At 43.8% G+C, this 19,867-nt stretch carries 11 protein-coding genes; 1 reads left to right on the top strand and 10 read right to left on the bottom strand.

Annotation, left to right across the window (positions count from 1 at the left end; all coding sequences use genetic code 11):
* The 8 genes from HZA08_09930 to purQ all read right to left on the bottom strand — a co-directional run.
* On the bottom strand, positions 1–502 hold a 502-nt coding region (locus tag HZA08_09930; GenBank protein MBI5193744.1), incomplete at its 3' end, for a DUF4384 domain-containing protein.
* Positions 503–573: 71 nt separating this feature from the next.
* Positions 574–1,380: a gamma-glutamyl-gamma-aminobutyrate hydrolase family protein gene (locus HZA08_09925; protein MBI5193743.1), complete on the bottom strand. Its 807-nt coding sequence runs from the start codon at positions 1,378–1,380 to the stop codon at positions 574–576.
* 47 nt (positions 1,381–1,427) lie between these two features.
* Positions 1,428–2,207 (bottom strand): hypothetical protein, encoded by a 780-nt coding sequence (locus HZA08_09920; protein ID MBI5193742.1) that lies wholly within the window; start codon positions 2,205–2,207, stop codon positions 1,428–1,430.
* Between the two features lie 134 nt (positions 2,208–2,341).
* Complete coding sequence (gene radA / locus HZA08_09915; GenBank protein MBI5193741.1) at positions 2,342–3,706, bottom strand: DNA repair protein RadA; 1,365 nt, start codon at positions 3,704–3,706, stop codon at positions 2,342–2,344.
* On the bottom strand, positions 3,703–4,053 hold the full coding sequence (locus HZA08_09910; protein MBI5193740.1) for a PilZ domain-containing protein: 351 nt from the start codon (positions 4,051–4,053) through the stop codon (positions 3,703–3,705). The genes radA and HZA08_09910 overlap by 4 nt, the downstream gene beginning before the upstream one ends.
* Positions 4,054–4,200: 147 nt before the next feature.
* Positions 4,201–5,592 carry an amidophosphoribosyltransferase gene (locus HZA08_09905; protein MBI5193739.1) on the bottom strand — a complete coding sequence of 464 codons (1,392 nt, stop codon included), beginning with the start codon at positions 5,590–5,592 and terminating at the stop codon, positions 4,201–4,203.
* Between the two features lie 150 nt (positions 5,593–5,742).
* Complete coding sequence (purL, locus tag HZA08_09900; protein MBI5193738.1) at positions 5,743–7,950, bottom strand: phosphoribosylformylglycinamidine synthase subunit PurL; 2,208 nt, start codon at positions 7,948–7,950, stop codon at positions 5,743–5,745.
* 241 nt (positions 7,951–8,191) lie between these two features.
* On the bottom strand, positions 8,192–8,917 hold the full coding sequence (gene purQ, locus HZA08_09895) for a phosphoribosylformylglycinamidine synthase subunit PurQ (GenBank protein ID MBI5193737.1): 726 nt from the start codon (positions 8,915–8,917) through the stop codon (positions 8,192–8,194).
* A 207-nt stretch (positions 8,918–9,124) separates the two neighbouring features.
* Between purQ and HZA08_09890 the strand changes: the two genes are divergently transcribed.
* Positions 9,125–9,592, top strand: coding sequence for a hypothetical protein (locus HZA08_09890; protein MBI5193736.1), 468 nt, complete (start codon positions 9,125–9,127; stop codon positions 9,590–9,592).
* Here the strand turns inward: HZA08_09890 and HZA08_09885 are convergent.
* Positions 9,582–12,344 (bottom strand): hypothetical protein, encoded by a 2,763-nt coding sequence (locus HZA08_09885; GenBank protein ID MBI5193735.1) that lies wholly within the window; start codon positions 12,342–12,344, stop codon positions 9,582–9,584. The two genes, HZA08_09890 and HZA08_09885, sit on opposite strands and share 11 nt — an antisense overlap.
* Before the next feature lie 13 nt (positions 12,345–12,357).
* Positions 12,358–19,867, bottom strand: a 7,510-nt coding sequence (locus HZA08_09880; protein ID MBI5193734.1) for a tandem-95 repeat protein, incomplete at its 5' end; no start/stop codon positions are given.

Genomic DNA, 19,867 nt, shown 5'->3' with positions numbered 1-19,867 from the left:
TCAGGTTTGAGTGCGACCGATTGAGCAAACCCGAAGGCGTAGTTGAATCTACGCTGAGGGGTTGCGATTGAGGAGCACACAAAGATGGCCGGAAGATGAGATGCATAAATGTATAGGTTATTTTATGACAGACCCTAAGGGGCTTTTCAGGAAAGAGGAACTCTTTTCCGGCGGGTATAGTCTCTGGTTTGATTAAATCGTTTGGATAAAGTTTCATAACCCTGCCATACTGGTCTACACTGAAAAGGTTTATGAACGAAGGCTCATTTGCAGTAACCCTGATTACTATTTCATCATTATTCTGAAAGATGGGGGCTTCCACTGCAGACACCTTATCGCCAAGAACTGCACTCCCTTCTGCAATAATGGTTGTGACCTCTCCTATACCAATCAGGTATGAATCAGCAGGATATTTTTTTTCAATATCAGGGTAATGTCCGGCAATGGAAGGAACAGCAGATAAGCATAACAGGAGAAATAATAATACAATGGCTCTCTTCATGCAGGCCATTATATATCTTTGATTTAATGAACACAAATAAACCCGAATAAATCAAGGATTCTAATAATATTTCAACAGGCTTCTACAAATGACTTAAACAGTCTATTCGTATAATAGCTTTCCAGTTCCCTCTCAGGATGCCACTGTACTCCAAGTAAGAATGGATACTCAGGGAGTTCTATTGCCTCAATGACTCCGTCATTGGAAACGGCACTTATAAGTATGTCTTTACCAAGTAATTTAACAGACTGGTGGTGATGGCTGATAATTGAGATTTTTGCTGGGTTGGTCGGGAAAAACCCCATCCCCACCCTGACCCTCCCCTTGAAGGGGAGGGAATTCTTAGTGTTATCCTGCCCCTCTCCCTTCATTCCAACCTGGGGAGGGGGGATAATCCCTAAGATACGATAAAGAAGTGAACCTTCTTTAATCTCTATACTGTGAGGCTGCCTGTGGTTTAAAGGATTTGTTACTTGTGTTGGGATGTCCTGAATCAGGCTGCCTCCCAATGCTACATTTATAAGCTGCATTCCGAGGCAGATTCCGAATACAGGCTTTTTAAGCAGCATAACCTCTTTTAATAGGGCGACCTCAAAGTCTGTTCTTTCATCAGGTGACAGCTCTGTATCAATTAAATGCGGTAACAGTTCTTCGCCATAATAAGATGGTCTTATATCATCACCGCCGCTGAATACAAAGCCGTCAAAAGAACCGGCGATAGATGTTATATTTTCTTTGCCGCTTAATATAGGGAGTATTACTGGAATACCGCCTGCATCCTCAACAGCCTTTGAATAAGCTGATGGAATGGTTATCTGCTGTTTATTTCTGAGTTCTTCTATTGTTGCGGTTATAGCTATAAGAGGTTTCAACGGCAAACAACCCCATCCCCACCCTGACCCTCCCCTTGAAGGGGAGGGAATTGTTACTTATTGTATTCGACTTTTGTAAACTTCATGTTCAAAAGTTTCTTACCCTTTTTTTCCCTTATGGAGATGTCAAAAGGGGTCTGGACATTATCAATAATCCTGAAGTCTCCGTACACTGCCTCCAGAAGTATTTCTCCCTTTTTATCCGGATTTCTTGAGAATACCTCTTTGCGTAAGATTGTTTTATCATCCTTGTCAAGCCACCACCGCCGTAACGGATATGATATTTTGTCATCATGTTTTAACTGAGTCAGGATGTATGAATCCCTGAGTTCTTCTATTAAAAAAGTGGTATCATCATCTTGATTAATGCCATAAAAATCTATCGTCTCCTTAATCATGTCTGGTTCAACAGGGAGTTCCCTACCGGCAAGGGTCTTGAATCCATTTCTGAATTCGTTCAGGTCGCCGCTTATTTCGAGCCTGTTTGAAAGTGATAGGGTGAACTTGTCATCCTGGCTTTGAAAATCAAATAATGAGAATCCATTTGGAGACAGTCCTGCAAGCCTGAAAAATCCCTCTTTGTTATAGGACATATAAGCTCCGATACTTGGGGCTTTAAGTGTAGATGGTATGATGTCTAACTCCGCATTGATTGATTTGACACTATCAGACTTATTCTTCAGTGAATCAATGAAACTGTTATCTGTAATCACCCTGATGGTATCGTAGGATTTAATACTGCCGCAGGAGGCAAGGATAAGCGGAAGAAGGAACAGGATTACGCCGAAAATTAGTTTTCTGCTAAATGTCATACGAAAATCTCCGTAGCTCACCCTCCCCCTAACCCCCTCCCGTCAAGGGAGGGGGAATATAAATAAAAAGTGGGATATAACTTCTTATTTCTAAATTCTTACTTCTGACTTCTTGCTTCTACCTTCAGTCTTCAGCCTTCAGCCTTCTGTCTATCTCATCCAAACAACACATCAATCGCCTTCCTTACCGTCGGTACTCCGATTATCTCTATAGAGTCTATATTTATCTGTCCGGCGTTCCTCTCAGGCATAACGCATCGTTTGAATCCTAATTTTGCCGCATCCTTTACCCTTAGCTCTGCAGAGGTCACGCCTCTGACTTCTCCTGAAAGTCCTACCTCTCCAAAGATTACTGTGTACGGGTCAACAGGGACCTCTCTGAAACTTGATGATAATGTTGCTATCACGCCGAGGTCAACCGCCGGTTCAGACAATTCAAGCCCGCCGACTACATTCACAAATATATCCTGCCCCTGAATATGCAGGCCGACCCTTTTATCAAGCACAGCGACGAGCAATAAGAGCCTGTTATAATCCACGCCAATGACCTCTCTTTTGGGTATTCCGAAGGGTGTGGGCGTAACCAATGCCTGTACCTCTGTCAGGATTGGACGTGTCCCTTCCATGCTTGACACTACAACCGAGCCTGCTGAACCGAATGTCCTCTCTGATAAAAAGAGGCTTGATGGATTGGAGATTTCATTCAGCCCATCTTCCTTCATCTCAAACACGCCAATCTCATGGGTTGAACCAAAACGATTCTTTACTGCCCTTAAAATCCTGCACTGATGTTCCCTGTCCCCTTCAAAGTAAAGGACTGTATCCACAATGTGCTCCAGCACCCTTGGCCCTGCTATTGAACCGTCTTTTGTTACATGCCCGACAATGAAGACAGGTATGGAATTCTTTTTGGCATAATTCATAAGTATGGAGGAGACCTCACGAACCTGGCTTACACTCCCCGGTGCTGATGTTATCTGTCCTGTAAAAACGGTCTGAATGGAATCAACTATGAGTGCATTATATTGGGTCTTCTGTGCAGATGAGAGTATCTCCTCAACAGAGGTCTCAGCAAGGAGATACAGCCCTTTTGATTTAACACCAAGCCTCTCTGCCCGCATCTTAATCTGTGATGGTGATTCTTCACCGGAGACATAGAGCACCCCGCTTCCTGAACCGCCGGTATTAGAAGCCACTCTTTCAGCAACCTGAAGAAGGAGGGTGGACTTGCCGATGCCGGGGTCACCCCCTATTAGCACTACTGAACCGGGGACAATCCCGCCGCCAAGTACCCTGTCAAATTCACCTATACCGGTAATAAATCTCGAAGTTTCATCATATTGGACTTCTTCAATCGGAAGAGGGACAGCCCCGGAAGAAGCAGGTCTGTCTTTATGCGAAACCGGTCTGACACTCTCTTCAACCATTGTGTTCCATTCACCGCAATCAGGACACCGCCCCATCCAACCGGGAGAACTGTAGCCGCAGGACTGACATAAAAAAATACTCTTCTGCTTCAAAAATCTTCCTCTCTGCCCTCAAGGATCTTCTGAACAATATTATTAATCCTGACTTGGTCCTTCCTCACTATATTGATAAACTTTACCCCCATACCCGGAGGATACTCATCCAGATATACCGCCCTGTTCCAGACCACTTTACCTGAAAGTAATGTCTTTTCCTCAAGACCAGGCAGGTGCATCTCAATTGTCAATTCATGGTCAACAGGCAGGGGTTTAAATGTCTCGAGGAATACGCCGCCCGCACTTAGACTGCCTGTGAAGGCATCAATATCCGTCCCATCCGCATCCTTAACCCTGACAGAGAGGGCGATGGACGCCCTCAGAAATTTTCTTTTTTCATTCATCCGAAAATCCCTTCCGGCGGGGTTAGAAAACCCCGCCTATCCAGATATAGATCAAGGATAGGTGGGACATTCTTGTCCCACTCATTTTCATCCCCCTTTGTGAGCGCCCCTCTCATGAAAGTTCACCCGAAGTATTTCAGTCCTTCATTACCCTGAACATAAAGAGGCTTCAAAGAGGCCAAGCTGTTTGATCTCTTCTTCAGTAAATGGGATGGGATATTCGCCGTTAAAACATGCTGTGCAGAATTTATCAGGAGAGGTATCAAGGGCGCTTAACATCCCTTCTATGCTGAGGTAGCTCAGTGTGTCAGCAGTAAGATGTCTGCAAATATCATCTACAGTCATCTTTGATGCAATCAATTCCTTCCTTACAGGTGTATCAATACCATAATAACAAGGAAACTTAACAGGCGGGGATGCGATACGCATGTGCACCTCACGGGCGCCTGCGTCCCTTATCATTGAAACAATTTTGCGGCTGGTAGTACCCCTTACAATAGAATCATCAATCACCACTACCCTCTTGCCGTTTAATATCTCTTTTACAGGGCTTAGCTTAAGCCTGACGCCGAAATTTCTTATCGTCTGCTTGGGTTCTATAAACGTCCTCCCGACGTAATGACTTCTGATAAGTCCGTTATCATACGGAATACCGCTCCCCTCTGCAAATCCAAGTGCAGCAGGCACACCGGAATCCGGGACTGGGATAACAACATCTGCGTCCACATAAGACTCCTTAGCCATAACCATGCCCATCTTCTTACGAACCAGATTCACACTTTCTCCGAACAAACAACTGTCAGGACGCGCAAAGTATATATGCTCAAATACGCACATAGCCTCCTTTGTCCTTTGAAAAGGCATGTAAGAGTTGACCCCGTTTTCATTAATTACAACAATCTCTCCCGGCAATAAGTCCCTCACAAACCTTGCACCGACCAGCCCCAATGTGGTTGTCTCTGATGTCAGGACATAAGCCCCATCAAGCTCCCCGAGCGAAAGCGGGCGGAATCCATAAGAGTCCCTTATACCGATCAATTCCTTGTCAGTAGAAATCAGAAGGGAGTATGCACCTCTTACCCTTTTCAATGCACCTATAACTCTGTCAAGTAGTGTTCGCTCTTTCGACACTGCGATTAGATGCACAATAACCTCGCTGTCTATCGAAGACTGAAAGATAGAACCATACGCCTCAAGCTCACTTCGCAAAAAGCCTGCATTAACAAGGTTTCCGTTGTGTGCAAGGGCCATTGTCCCGAGTGCGTAATTCACAACTATAGGCTGTACATTCTCTATTACGCTTGCCCCGTAAGTGGAATACCTGTTATGACCTATTGCAATGTGGCCTTTAAGTCTGGAAAGGGCAGAACCCTTAAATATCTCTGAAACAAGCCCCATCCCCTTCTCACAGTATATGTTGGTGCCATCAGAGGAAACAATGCCTGAGCCTTCCTGCCCCCTGTGCTGTAATCCGTGAAGCCCAAGGTACACAAGATTAGCTGCCTCAGGATGATTGTATATTCCAAATATGCCGCACATATTAGTTAGTTCTCCATGAATTCAACATCCGAAAATCTCCATAGCCCACCCCCACCCTCCCCCCTCCCTTCAAGGGAGGGGGAATTTTAGGTTGGAAAAGGGAATCTTGTCTTGTCTTACTTCTTACTTCTAACTTCTGACTTCTTCTTTTCATTCTCCAAGATGCGATGGAATCGCCTTTCGCCATGCATCCGACATTTCCTGTACTGTTGTAGTAATCAGTACTTTCGAGTTGTGTTTGATTATAAGCATTGCACCGCCGACTTTACCGATTATCTTGACAGGGACATTCTTTTCTGCTGCCATATCTTTAAGTCGGTCTGCACTTTCCTTTTCAACAGTAATAATAATACGGGACTGTGTCTCTCCAAATAATAAGGCATCGGGCCGTATATCATCATCCAATTCCACTTCCGCACCCTTGTTTTTTCCCTCAGCCGTTATGCAGGATTCAGCAAGGGCTATTGCAAGTCCGCCCTCAGATGTGTCATGTGCTGATTTTATTAACCCTTCTCTTATCCCTGCAAGACACATATCCTGAACCTTCTTCTCCAATTCAAGGTCAAGCTGAGGCGGAACACCCCGTATCTTATAATGTATCTCTTTCAGATACTCACTCATACCGATTTCTTCCCTATTCTCACCGAGAAGTATTATTATATCACCTTCCTTTTTAAAATACTGCGTCATCCGTTTTGAGGCATCTTCAATGATTCCTGCCATACCTATAACCGGTGTTGGATAGATAGAGATATCATTTGTTTCATTATATAAACTCACATTACCGCTGATAACCGGGATATTAAAGCTGCGGCACACAGCAGAGATACCCTCGACTGCCTGCTGAAACTGCCACATTATCTCAGGCTTTTCAGGATTACCAAAATTGAGACAGTCTGTTATTGCCGCGGGTTCACCGCCGCCGCATACAATATTCCTTGCGGCCTCTGCAACCGCTATTGCCGCACCTGTAAAAGGGTCTGCAAAACAGTAGCGGCTGTTGCAATCAGTAGTCATTGCAATAGCCTTGTTTGCCCCCTTAACCCTTATAACTGCTGCATCAGACCCGGGGAGTACAATTGTATCCGTCCTGACTGTATGGTCATACTGTCTGTAGACCCACTCTTTTGATGAGATCGTTGGAGAAGAGAGCAGCTTCAGAAGTACAGCATCTAAATCCGAAGGAACAGGAATATTCTCAACATCAAGGTCACGGACTATCTCAAGATAGGGGGGTGGTGAGACAGGCCTGTTGTATACCGGCGCCTCTTCAGTAAGTGCATCAGCCGGTATATCAGCAACTAAGTTACCCCTTTCAAAGATACGAACTTTTTTCGTATCCGTAACTTCACCTATCGTTACTGCATCCAGATCCCATTTTGTAAATATATTGATAACCTCTGCTTCTTTACCTTTCTCAGTAACAATAAGCATCCTCTCCTGAGACTCAGAAAGCATTATCTCATAAGGTGTCATGCCGGACTCTCTCATCGGCACCCTGTCCATATAAAGGTCAATGCCTGTGCCGGCCCTGCCCGCCATTTCGCATGATGAGCTTGTAAGACCTGCGGCCCCCATATCCTGAATACCGACTATAAGATCCGAATTCATCACCTCAAGACATGCCTCAAGCAATAGTTTTTCTGTAAACGGGTCGCCGACCTGCACAGTAGGACGCTTTGCCTCTGTTGTCTCATCAAATGAATCAGACGCCATTGTTGCACCGTGGATTCCATCCCTGCCGGTTTTAGAACCAACGTATATGATAGGATTGCCGACTCCCTTGGCCACCCCTTTAAATATTCTGTCCTTCTTGACTATCCCGAGTGCAAATACATTCACCAGATTATTCTTGTTATAAATCTCGTCAAAATAAATCTCCCCGCCTATCGTAGGTATGCCCATACAATTGCCGTATCCTGAGATACCGCTTACAACGCCTGAGAAGAGGTGTTTGTTATTGGGAAGTGAAAGCTCACCGAAACGGAGTGAATCAAGTAAGGCAACAGGACGGGCACCCATTGTAAAAATATCCCTCAGGATACCACCGACACCTGTAGCAGCCCCCTGATACGGCTCAATGAATGATGGGTGATTATGGCTCTCCATCTTGAAGACTGCTGCAAGACCGTCTCCTATATCAATGGCCCCGGCATTTTCTCCGGGACCCTGCAGAACCCTTGCACCTGTTGTAGGAAACTTTTTCAGATGGACACGTGAACTCTTATAACTGCAATGTTCACTCCACATGACAGAGAATATACCAAGCTCCAGAAGATTAGGTTCCCTCCCGAGGATTTTCACAATCCTCTGGAACTCTTCCTCAGTAAGCCCGTGTTTTTCGATTAAATCCTTCATGCGGAAAATAACCCCATCCCCACCCTGGCCCTCCCCTTGAAGGGGAGGGAATAATCTTAGCCCACCCTCACCCTAACCCTCTCCCTGAGGGAGAGGGAATTTTCGTTGCTCACCCTCCCCCTGCCCCCCTCCCGTCAAGGGAGGGGGAAATCTTAGGTTACCTAAGGGAGAGGGAAACTTGTCTTGTCTTGTCTTACTTCTTGCTTCTTACTTCTTGCTTCTTACTTCAGCCTATAAGTCTTCAGCCTTTCTTCAACACCTTCTCAAAATAATCCACCATTGACTCAAAAACAGTATACCCGTCCATCCCGCCGAGTATCTTCTCTCCGCATCTTTCAGGATGGGGCATCATTCCGAGTACATTGCCTCTCTCATTGCATATACCTGCGATATTCCCTGCGGCACCATTCGGATTTACATCATCACCAAACCTGCCGTCCGGTCCGGAATACCTGAACACGATCTGATTATTCTTCTGGAGTTTTGTTAATGTCTCCTCATCTGCATAATAGTTACCTTCTGCATGGGCAATGGGCATCTTTATAATCTGATTCTCAAAATAATTAAGCGTGAATGGTGTATTGATATTGTCCACCCTTAGATAGACATCTTTGCATATAAATTTAAGTGACTTGTTTCTTTGCATGGTACCTGGAAGCAGTCCTGCCTCAAGGAGAATCTGAAAGCCATTACAAATACCGAGCACAAGCCCGCCCTTAGCAGCAAATTCTTCTACAGACTTCATCACAGGTGAAAAGTGTGCTATAGCCCCTGCCCTCAGGTAATCGCCATAAGAAAACCCGCCGGGTAGTATCACTACGTCGAGGTCTGAGAGGTCTTTCTCCTTGTGCCAGATAAAGCGGACAGGCTTACCGAGTACATGTTTTATTATATGGTAACAGTCGTGGTCACAGTTAGAACCAGGAAAAACTATTATCCCAAAATTACCGAAATTCCCGAAATTCATGACAGTTGAAAATTATAGCAGGAATTATATGTCAACAGCAAGATAAAATTGACGAGCCATTTCAATTGGGTTAGAATGTCTCAACTACAGTGAATAGTGAATAGTAAATAGTGAATGGTTAATAGTGATAATAATCCATTTACTGTTCACAGTTCACCATTCACCGTTCACTGTTCACCATTAACTAACTCAGAAAGGGGTTATACAATGAAGAGAGTATTTTCAATATTCTTACCGGCATTGCTGATTTGTGTATTTGTAACTACCGCTGTATCAATGGCACAGGAAAGAGAAATGATGAAAAGGAGTGTAGGCCCGGCCGGATTTTATATCTCCATGAAAGATAAAATCGGAATATCAAAGGAACAGGAAGATAAACTGATGACAATAGAAAAGGATGCATTAAAGAAGCTTGAAGAAATTAATGCTTCAGGTTCAAAGGCCCAGCAGGCACTTAATAATATGACTAAGGAAGATGAGATAGACCTCAATAAGGCAAAAGAACTTTTAAAAAATATAGGTTCCTTTGAGATTGATGCAAGATATGTAATGATAGAGACAATGGCGCTTGAGAAAAAGGTTTTAACAAAAGAACAGCGTGATAAGGTAAATACCTTAACTCAGGAAATGACAAAGGGGATGCAGCAGCAACTTCAGCCGCCGGTTAAAAAATAGATTTAAAAAGGAATAATAAAAGCATACTGTAATATAATTTAATATGCATCATGAGCCATGCAATCCCTATCACCGGTACAAGCATTAACCGGACAGGGAGTTTGAGATATTCATGCTGTTCAATAAAACCGGCAATGGGCGGAGAATGCATGTAATAAAAATCCACAAACCTCTTACCGAAAGAATATTTCAGCAGGGTCGTATCTCGGAATTCACGTAAAATCTCAACATACGGAGATAACGGGGAACCGAAGGCAGCAGTGGCAATAAAACAGCCTCCGCTTTGCGGTTTTTTATCGGCAGGCACCGTTCCACCGGTGCTCCCGTCTCCAACAGTATTACTGACATCCGGTACATCTATATTCATCGAAGATGCCGGATCTCCTAATAGTATTAACACATCCAGATTTTCAGGGTTTTTACCAAAACCTGTTACAGCGCTTATCTTTGCATTAGTAGTAGCTGAACCTAATATAAGATTTTTACGCCTGAAAATATTTGTGAAGAATTCTTTGGATAAAGGCACATAATCAGAGGCAAATCCAAAGGCCGTAACTGTCCAGACACCATAAGCCCCCCTATCCAACTCTTTAAGCAGGGATTCTCCAAGAGGCATCTCGAAACCGCCGGTAATACCTTCTGCAGGAAAAGGAAAGATACCATTAAGGCAGTTCAATGCCAGAACAAAGGGATACCTTCCAGGATTACTCAGATTGGCCACATCACCGGATATAAACACAGGTTGTTTTATTGCATACCATTCACTCACGCTTCCGTGTCCGATAAAAGTTATCAGGGAAACCCCTTCATTTATTTTATTAATAATATCTGTTTTCATAGCAGGGTCTTTCTCCCTGTAATAATCTGCATAAAGTTTTACAGACTCAAACCCTGGAGGAATAAAGGTCGAAAGGTCGTCAGCGAGTTTAACAAAAGTCGGGTTTGAATAATCAGGGTCGTATTTAGCATAGCTGTTACCGGAAATAAACAATAACCTGTTTGTCCATTCCATAGGCAGAGGGGTTTCCTGAGCAATAATTTTATTTACTATATTGGATGCCTCCTGACCGGTTTTGGCAGTTATACGCCCTATGAACATATCAGGGAAGATGTCATATTTACCGTCTTTATTCTTTAAAGTGACATACCAGTTATCAGAAGGGATTTCGCCGACCCCGGCAATATTGCTCTGTACCATCTTAACCGGGATAAAGTTTTTATCACCATTAGTCTTCTGGTACCCCCAGTTATCATGGGCATCTAAATTGGCATCTCCAAGCAGAAGGACATACATCGGGGCAGGAGGAGTCCATGAATGATAGGCATAATCAAGGAAGTCCTTAATGGCATTTGGAGTAACAATACCGTAATTGAATTCCTCATAAACGTCCTTAATATTAACGACCTTAGTCTTCAGTCCCTTACCTTCTCTGTGTAACGCAAGCACCTCGGCAGCATCCATAAAATCTTCATGAGTAATAATAATATAATCCGCCTGATTATCGGTATCTGTTAGTATATGTGTCCCGGCCAATTTAACTGGCGGAATATTTTTATTTCTTGCAGATAATGTTAAAGCAATATAGGCCTTTTTATCCTGTACCTCATCTGAAAAACTGAGCGTCTTATTAGTAGAATCGTATATAGCCCCTGTAATCCTATAGATATTTGAAGGGTCTGTTATGTCGTATATCTCTGCATCACCTGAGGACATATTAGAGATATTATACTTTATTGCACCTGTTGCAGATGGACTGGAAAACCTCAACTCATCCTTATCAGCAGTGTATTTTTTATAGTACTCAATATCAAAATAATTAAGATAAATTGCATCACATATTTTTGTAGAATCGGTCTCACCGATACATGATGCCCCCATACCTTTTACAATGTCCGGAACACCGATACTATTTATCTTAATAACATTCCCTGAAGATTTTAATAGTGATTGATTAAATTTGGTTACCTCATGAGTTAAATCAAGTTGTTTGTTCTCTTCATCCGCCCAAATCCCATCCCAACTTTCATCTCCGGCAAGCTGATCATTCAGAAAAATCTGAACATGGTGGTCAGGATTAACAGCAAAATCATCTGTCCTACCTTGCAAACTATATCTCAGGAGAATATTCCGGTTTGTTGTTGCCTTATTTTTAAGATCAAAAGAGGGAAATGTCCTGACACCTTCCCCTCCGTAAATTTTAGAATCCCAAAACCAGTGGTCCCTTCCATCTCCATCAGGAAGCCCTTCCCAATACCTGGTATCCTGTTCACCGTGATATTTTTCAAGGAACATATCAGCCGGTGTACCATTTACCGGTTTCCCATCCCTGCCCTTAATCCTAATGCGGTCTTGTTCATCACCTGTTGTAAGATAGTAGACATTTGTCTTGGTGTATCTGTATTCATTTGTAAACCTGTGTTCGGAATCCAGCGTCCCGGTTATCCCTGTTCCATAAAAGACTATATAATCCTGAAAGCTGAACTGCCCATGCCCATAATCCGAGACAAAGATCGGAATCTCCTCTCCGCGGTTATTCATTAGTAAGGTTTGTGTTTTAATTGTCGTTAAGAAGGCAACTGCGTCTGCAGAAGTATATCCGGATTTGGTAAGAGCGGCATATAATGTCTCATAACCAATGGTATATATCCCCTCTTTTTCTATCTCTATACGGAAAGTGGGAGAAGAGGCAAAGACACTACTTATTGAGACAAACAGGAAGAAAAATATCAGAATAATTTTAGGATACACCATCTGCATAGAGGCTCTATTCAAGGACAGAAACAGAGGATACCATGTTTTCAAGGGAAATAGGTTCAGTAAGTTTAACATGACCTTCCTGATCCACAATCTCAATACGGTAATAATAGATAGCGTTTTCTGTAATGCTGTGGTCGCTAAAGACATATTCATATACACCGTTTGAATCAAGCACAGGAAGCCTTGAGTCCTGTAATCTTACAAACTTCCTGTCCCTTGAGTCCGCCCTCTGGACAAAGAAGCCCTTTGCCTTTCCGGAATACTGCCAGCGGAGACAGGCTGTACCATCTTTAACAGAACCGGAAATAGAAGGATTGACCTCCTGCTGTATGTTTTGAAGTTTCCTTGAACTGAACTCGTTCCCAAATCCGTCATTCATACTAAAACTCATGTCATCGTTTACAGGAGAATCCGTACCGTAAGATTTATAGAATGTATCATCCGGAAAACTCTCCGGCGGGGTTGGAAAACCCCGCCTATCCATGTGTATTTTTGGGGGAACCCGTCTATCCATGGCTAAATTGAGGATAGGCGGGACATTCTTGTCCCGCTGATTTTCACCTGAAAATACCCCCCCATGCCCCATCTTGTTAAGGGGGGGATTTTCATTGCCATTTGTGAGTGCCCCGCTCATGGACGTTTCATCTGAATTTCTCCTAAGCACACCCTCACCCCCTGATAAATTCATAGGGAATAAGCTCTGCCCCCCTCCTGTTGTTTCAATTTGGGAAATTGGAATAAGCTTTGCACCCTCTCCCCTTGCGGGCGAGGAAGTAGTAGTTGAAGTTACATTAATATTGCCGAAACCTGATACCTTATTCTTCTTTTTGTCATATGATTTATCAGGGGATTTATCAGCAGGAGCTTGGTTTTGTTGAATCTGATTAATGCTGACTTTTGAATCCTGCGTTATTACACTGCCGTAACCGCCTGCATTCGAAGTATTAAAGGCCATCTTGTTATATGAGTCTGCGCCCATGTAAACACCTGCAGATGTGGATGGTTCTCCAACTACCACAAACGGAGAGAAACTCAGGGTAACACCGCATACCTTATTGGCTGCAATATTAGGATAACCCGCGGACGTTATGTCGTCCCACAGGGTACCGTTCCAATGGAAAAGACGTATTGAACCCTCAGGGATTGACCTTGCGGCAAAGGCCAGCTCATTATAGGTTATGCAGACAGTAACAGGCATTCCATTAAAGTTTGATGTTGTAAATATTTCATAATAGGTCTGTGTTGAAGGTAGCCTGAAACCTGATGGAACAACCGGCCCTGAAGTGCCTGTATTCACTGATGTAGTTCCAGTGGTTAATACTTCAGCGAATATTAAGTTTACAGATGAATCCGCTGATACCTGAACATTCAGGCCCGGTATTGTATTATCGTCTATTAAGCTATTACAGTTATTGTCTTTACCATCAACAACTTCAGGTGCATTAGGATATATTGAAGCATCACTATTATTACAATCACCGGCTAAGGTCGTAAAACCATCTCCGTCATTATCAAACCCTTCATCAATAGTTCCATTACAATTATTATCCGTACCATCAAGTATTTCCAATGCCCCAGGATTGATTAAAGGGTCATTGTCATTACAATCAACAATATTCAGGTAACCGTCATTATCAGCATCAGTTGTATTCAAGACAAGGATATTAACGGAATCAACAGTATTCAGGCTCCCGTCACTCACTGTAAGCTGGAATGTCAGGGTATCGTCTAAAGTAACTATCGGTGCTGTAAATGCGGAAGCTGCCGTATTAGCCGGATTAATTGTAACAGGTGTACCGCCTGTCTGTACCCAATTATAAGTAACAGTATCACCGTCAGCATCCGAGCCTGTTCCCTGTAAGGTAACATTAGCCCCTTCTATTACACTCTGATCAATACCAGCAAAGGCAGACGGCGCCTGATTAACATTGTTTACAGTTATAGTCACAACCTCACTGCTGTTCAGTGTCCCGTCGGTTACTCTGAAAGTCACATTGTAACTTCCGGACTGGGTGTACGAAGGCGTCCAGTTAAACACCCTTGTAGCAGTGTTAAACGCTGCCCCGGCAGGTAAACCGGTTGCTGAGTAGGTTAGCGGGTCACCATCAGGGTCATTGGCGCTTATAGTAAAATTCAGATTAACATTCTCATTAACGCTCTTTGCACCTATCGCAGTTAATACAGGAGAACGATTCACATTAGTAACTGAAATAGTCACAACCTCACTATCACTCAAAGAACCATCACTCACTGTAAATGTAATATTGTAACTTCCGGCCTGATTGTATGCAGGAGTCCAGTCAAATACCCTTGTTGATGAATTAAAGGTCGCACCGGATGGTAAACCGGCTACTGAATAGGTTAGCGGGTCTGTATCAGGGTCACTTCCGCTGATGGTAAAGTTAAGGTTACTCCCCTCGCTTATACTCTTTGCACCGATAATATTAAGGACAGGCGGCCTGTTTGCATTGGATACTGTGATTGAGATTGTCTCACTTGAAGTAAGACTCCCGTCACTTGCAGTAAATGTCATGCTGTAGGTCCCTGAATCTGTATATCCGGGAGTGCCGCTGAACACGCCTGTAGTTGTATTGAATGTTGCCCATGACGGGGCGGCTGTTGAAGAAAGTGTCACGATACTACCGTCAGGGTCGGACGCAGTTACAGTAAACTGTAAAAGGTCATTCTCTGTAACACTCTTATTGCCGACCGGATTTAACACAGGGGCCTGATTAACATCGGCTACAGTAATTGTTACAACCTCAGAACTGCTCAATGAACCATCGCTGACTGTAAATGTCACATTGTAACTGCCGGACTGACTGTATGTCGGCGTCCAGTTAAACGTGGAGGTATTGAATGTAGCACCTGTTGGTAAACCGGTTGCTGAATATGTTAGCGGGTCACCGTCAGGGTCACTGCCGCTTATTGTAAAGTTCAGATTAACATTCTCATTAACGCTCTTTGCACCAATCGTGTTCAATACAGGAGAACGGTTCACATTTGTTACAGTAATAGTTATGGTCTCGGATGTTGATAGAGTCCCGTCACCTGCTGTAAAAGTTACTGTATAAGAACCTGAGTCTGTATATCCCGGCGTGCCGCTGAATACGCCTGTTGTTGTATTAAAACCTGCCCAGGCCGGAACACCTGTTGCAGAAAGTATTGTAACATCACCATCCGGGTCTGAGGCTGTAACTGTAAACTGCAACAGCACGGTTTCAGTGGTGCTCTTGTTTCCTATTGGATTTAGTACAGGGGCACGGTCGGCATTATTAACAGTAACAGTTACAACCTCACTTGCACTTAATGACCCATCACTTATTGTAAACGTCACATTATAACTGCCGGACTGGCTGTATGTAGGTGTCCAGTCAAATACCCTTGTAGTTGTATTAAATGTTGCACCTGCAGGAATGCCTGTTGCTGAGTATGTAATCACATCACCGTCAGGGTCACTGCCGCTTACTGTAAAGTTCAGATTGATATTCTCAGTCGCACTCTTAGCGCCTATTGCATTTAAGACAGGGGCACGATTCACATTACCTACAGTTATATTCACTACCTCACTTGCATTTAATGAACCATCACTAATTGTGAACGTCACATTGTAACTACCGGACTGACTGTAAGACGGCGTCCAGTTAAACACACCTGTTGATATATTAAACGCCGCACCTGATGGTAAGCCTGTTGCCGACAATGTAATCGTATCGCCGTCAGGGTCACTGCCGCTTACTGTAAAGTTCAGACTAACATTCTCATTAACACCCTTTGCACCTATTGCATTCAACACAGGTGAACGGTTCACATTACTCACCGTAATAGTCACAACCTCTGTTGATGTCAGGAAGCCGTCACTTACTGTAAATGTCACGTTATAACTGCCTGACTGACTGTATGCAGGTGTCCAGTCAAATACCCTTGTAGAAGTATTGAATGTAGCACCTGAAGGCAGGCCGCTTGCTGAGTAGGTTAATGCATCACCATCAGGGTCGCTCCCGCTTATTGTAAAGTTAAGATTGACATTCTCAGTCACACCCTTTGCACCTATAGAATTTAATACAGGGGCACGGTTCACATTATTAACCGTTATAGTAACTACCTCTGTTGCACTTAATGACCCATCGCTTATTGTGAATGTCACATTGTAACTGCCGGACTGACTGTATGACGGTGTCCAGTCAAATACATGTGTGACCGTGTTAAACGAGGCCCCGGCAGGTAAACCTGTTGCAGAATAAGATACCGGGTCACCATCCGGGTCACTCCCGCTCACAGTAAAATTCAGATTGCTCCCTTCATTTGCGCTCTTAGAACCTATTGTATTGAGGGTAGGTGACTGATTGGTGTTCGAGACTGTAATTGTTACTACCTCACTGGATGTGAGGCTGCCGTCACTGACTGTAAATGTTACGGGATATGTGCCTGAGCTTCCGAATCCCGGTGTACCGCTGAATAAACCTGTAGAGGTATTAAATGTCCCCCATGCAGGAACACCTGTTGCTGAAAGCGTCAAAGTATCTCCGTCAGGGTCAGACGCAGTAACAGTAAATTGTAAGAGATTACCCTCGGCTATTGACTTACTCCCTATCGGATTTAAGATAGGGGTTTGATTGACATTATTTACCGTGATAGTTACAACCTCACTTGAACTCAATGAACCGTCGCTGACAGTGAATGTCACGTTATAACTGCCGGACTGACTGTATGCAGGTGTCCAGTCAAATACCCTTGTTGTTGTATTAAATGCTGCACCTGCAGGTAAACCTGTTGCTGAATATGTAATTGCATCACCGTCGGCGTCACTGCCGCTTATTGTAAAGTTAAGATTAACATTCTCATTCACACCCTTTGCGCCGATTGCATTCAATACAGGAGAGCGGTTCACATTACTTACAGTTATAGTAACAACCTCACTTACATTCAAAGAACCATCGCTTATTGTGAAGGTCACGTTATAGCTGCCGGACTGGCTGTATGCAGGGGTCCAGTCAAACACACCTGTTGTTGTATTAAATGTTGCTCCGGCAGGTAAGCCTGTTGCCGACAATGTAATCGCATCACCATCAGGGTCACTCCCGCTTACTGTAAAGTTAAGATTAATATTCTCATTTACACCCTTAGCGCCTATCGCATTCAGTACAGGTGAACGGTTCACATTACTAACCGTTATAGTAACTACTTCTGTTGATGTCAGCAAACCGTCACTTACAGTGAAGGTCACGTTATAACTGCCGGACTGGCTGTATGCAGGGGTCCAGTCAAATACCCTTGTTGTTGTATTAAACGTTGCGCCGGAAGGTAAGCCGGTTGCTGAGTAAGTAATTGTATCACCATCAGGGTCACTGCCGCTTATTGTAAAGTTAAGATTAACATTCTCATTAACACCCTTTGCGCCGATTGCATTCAATACAGGAGAGCGGTTCACATTACTAACTGTTATTGTAACAACCTCACTTGTGCTTAATAAACCATCACTCACTGAGAATGTCACATTATAACTGCCGGACTGGCTGTATGACGGCGTCCAGTCAAATATCTTTGTGGTTGTATTGAATGTCGCACCGGAAGGCACACCGGTTGCTGAAAATGTTATTGAATCACCGTTCGGGTCACTGCCGCTGATTGTAAAATTAAGATTACTGTTTTCATTTACACCCTTTGCACCTATTGAATCAAGAACAGGAGGAAGATTAGTATTTGCCACTGTAATAGTTACAACCTCATTAGATGACAGACTCCCGTCACTTGCCGTAAAAGTCACTGTGTATATCCCTGAACTGCCTATCCCTGGGGTGCCGCTGAATACCCCTGTTGTTGTATTAAAGCCTGCCCAGGCCGGAACATTTGAAGCCGATAGTGTTACCACCTCACCGTCAGGGTCAGACGCAGTAACTGTAAACTGTAAAAGATTGCCCTCAGCAATTGACTTACTGCCGATAGGATTCAATACCGGGGCACGGTTTACATTAGTTACTGTTATGGTCACTACCTCGTTTACACTCAATGAACCGTCACTTACTGTGAATGTCACATTGTAACTGCCGGACTGACTGTATGAAGGTGTCCAGTCAAACACACCTGTAATGGTATTAAACGAAGCGCCGGTAGGTAAGCCGGATGCTGATAATATAATTGCATCCCCGTCAGGGTCACTGCCGCTTACTGTAAAGTTCAGATTGATCCCCTCATTAACAGCCTTCGCGCCAATAGCATTTAATACAGGGGAACGATTAACATTGCTAACTGTAATAGTCACAACCTCATTAGCACTTAATGAACCGTCGCTTATTGTGAATGTCACATTGTAACTGCCGGACTGACTGTATGACGGCGTCCAGTCAAAAACCCTTGTGGATGTATTGAATGTAGCGCCTGTCGGTAAGCCGTTTGCTGAATAAGTAACTGTATCACCATCAGCGTCACTACCGCTTATCGTAAAGTTAAGATTAACATTCTCATTAACAGACTTCGCACCTATAGCATTTAATACAGGTGAACGATTAACATTACTGACTGTAATGGTCACAACCTCATTAGCACTTAATGAACCATCGCTTATTGTGAATGTCACATTGTAACTGCCGGATTGACTGTATGACGGTGTCCAGTCAAAAACCCTTGTGGATGTATTGAATGTAGCGCCTGTCGGTAAGCCTGTTGCTGAGTAGGTAACCGCATCACCATCAGGGTCACTCCCGCTTACTGTAAAGTTAAGATTAATATTCTCATTTACACCCTTAGCGCCTATCGCATTTAACACAGGTACACGGTTCACATTACTTACCGTCATGGCAACAATCTCGCTCGCACTCAATGAACCGTCACTCACTGTGAAGGTTACATTGTAACTTCCAGACTGGGTATAATCAGGTGCCCAGTTAAACAAACCGGTTGTTGTATTGAATGCGGCTCCAACCGGTAATCCTGTTGCTGAATAGGTAAGTGCATCACCATCAGGGTCACTACCGCTCACGGTAAAGTTAAGATTGCTCCCTTCATTAACTGCCTTTGCACCTATCGCATTTAATACCGGCGAACGATTAACATTACTAACGGAGATAGTCACAACCTCGCTTGCACTCAACGAACCATCACTTATTGTGAATGTCACATTATAACTGCCGGACTGGCTGTATGTCGGCGTCCAGTCAAACACCCTGGTTGATGTATTGAATGTTGCTCCTGTCGGTAAACCTGTTGCTGAGTAGGTAACTGCATCACCATCAGGGTCACTGCCGCTTATGATAAAGTTAAGATTAACATTCTCATTTACTGCCTTAGCGCCTATCGCATTTAATACCGGCGAACGATTAACATTACTAACGGTGATAGTCACAACCTCGCTTGCACTCAACGAACCGTCACTCACAGTGAATGTCACATTATAACTGCCGGAATCAGTATAGCCTGGGGTTCCGCTGAATAAACCGGTTGTTGTGTTAAAGCCTGCCCATGCCGGAACTCCTGTTGCAGAGAGCGTAATTGCATCACCATCAGGGTCAGATGCACTC

The organism is Nitrospirota bacterium (genome assembly GCA_016212215.1).
Taxonomy (GTDB): domain Bacteria; phylum Nitrospirota; class 9FT-COMBO-42-15; order HDB-SIOI813; family HDB-SIOI813; genus JACRGV01.
Note: the sequence above shows the minus strand (reverse complement) of the source record. Positions and strands in the feature narration are given on the sequence as shown.

Bases quoted from the DNA above. Each gene is read 5' to 3' on its own strand.
- HZA08_09910 (MBI5193740.1), bottom strand. From the start codon at position 4,053: ATGAATGAAAAAAGAAAATTTCTGAGGGCGTCCATCGCCCTCTCTGTC.
- HZA08_09905 (MBI5193739.1), bottom strand. From the start codon at position 5,592: ATGTGCGGCATATTTGGAATATACAATCATCCTGAGGCAGCTAATCTT.
- purL (MBI5193738.1), bottom strand. From the start codon at position 7,950: ATGAAGGATTTAATCGAAAAACACGGGCTTACTGAGGAAGAGTTCCAG.
- purQ (MBI5193737.1), bottom strand. From the start codon at position 8,917: ATGAATTTCGGGAATTTCGGTAATTTTGGGATAATAGTTTTTCCTGGT.
- HZA08_09890 (MBI5193736.1), top strand. From the start codon at position 9,125: ATGAAGAGAGTATTTTCAATATTCTTACCGGCATTGCTGATTTGTGTA.
- HZA08_09885 (MBI5193735.1), bottom strand. From the start codon at position 12,344: ATGGTGTATCCTAAAATTATTCTGATATTTTTCTTCCTGTTTGTCTCA.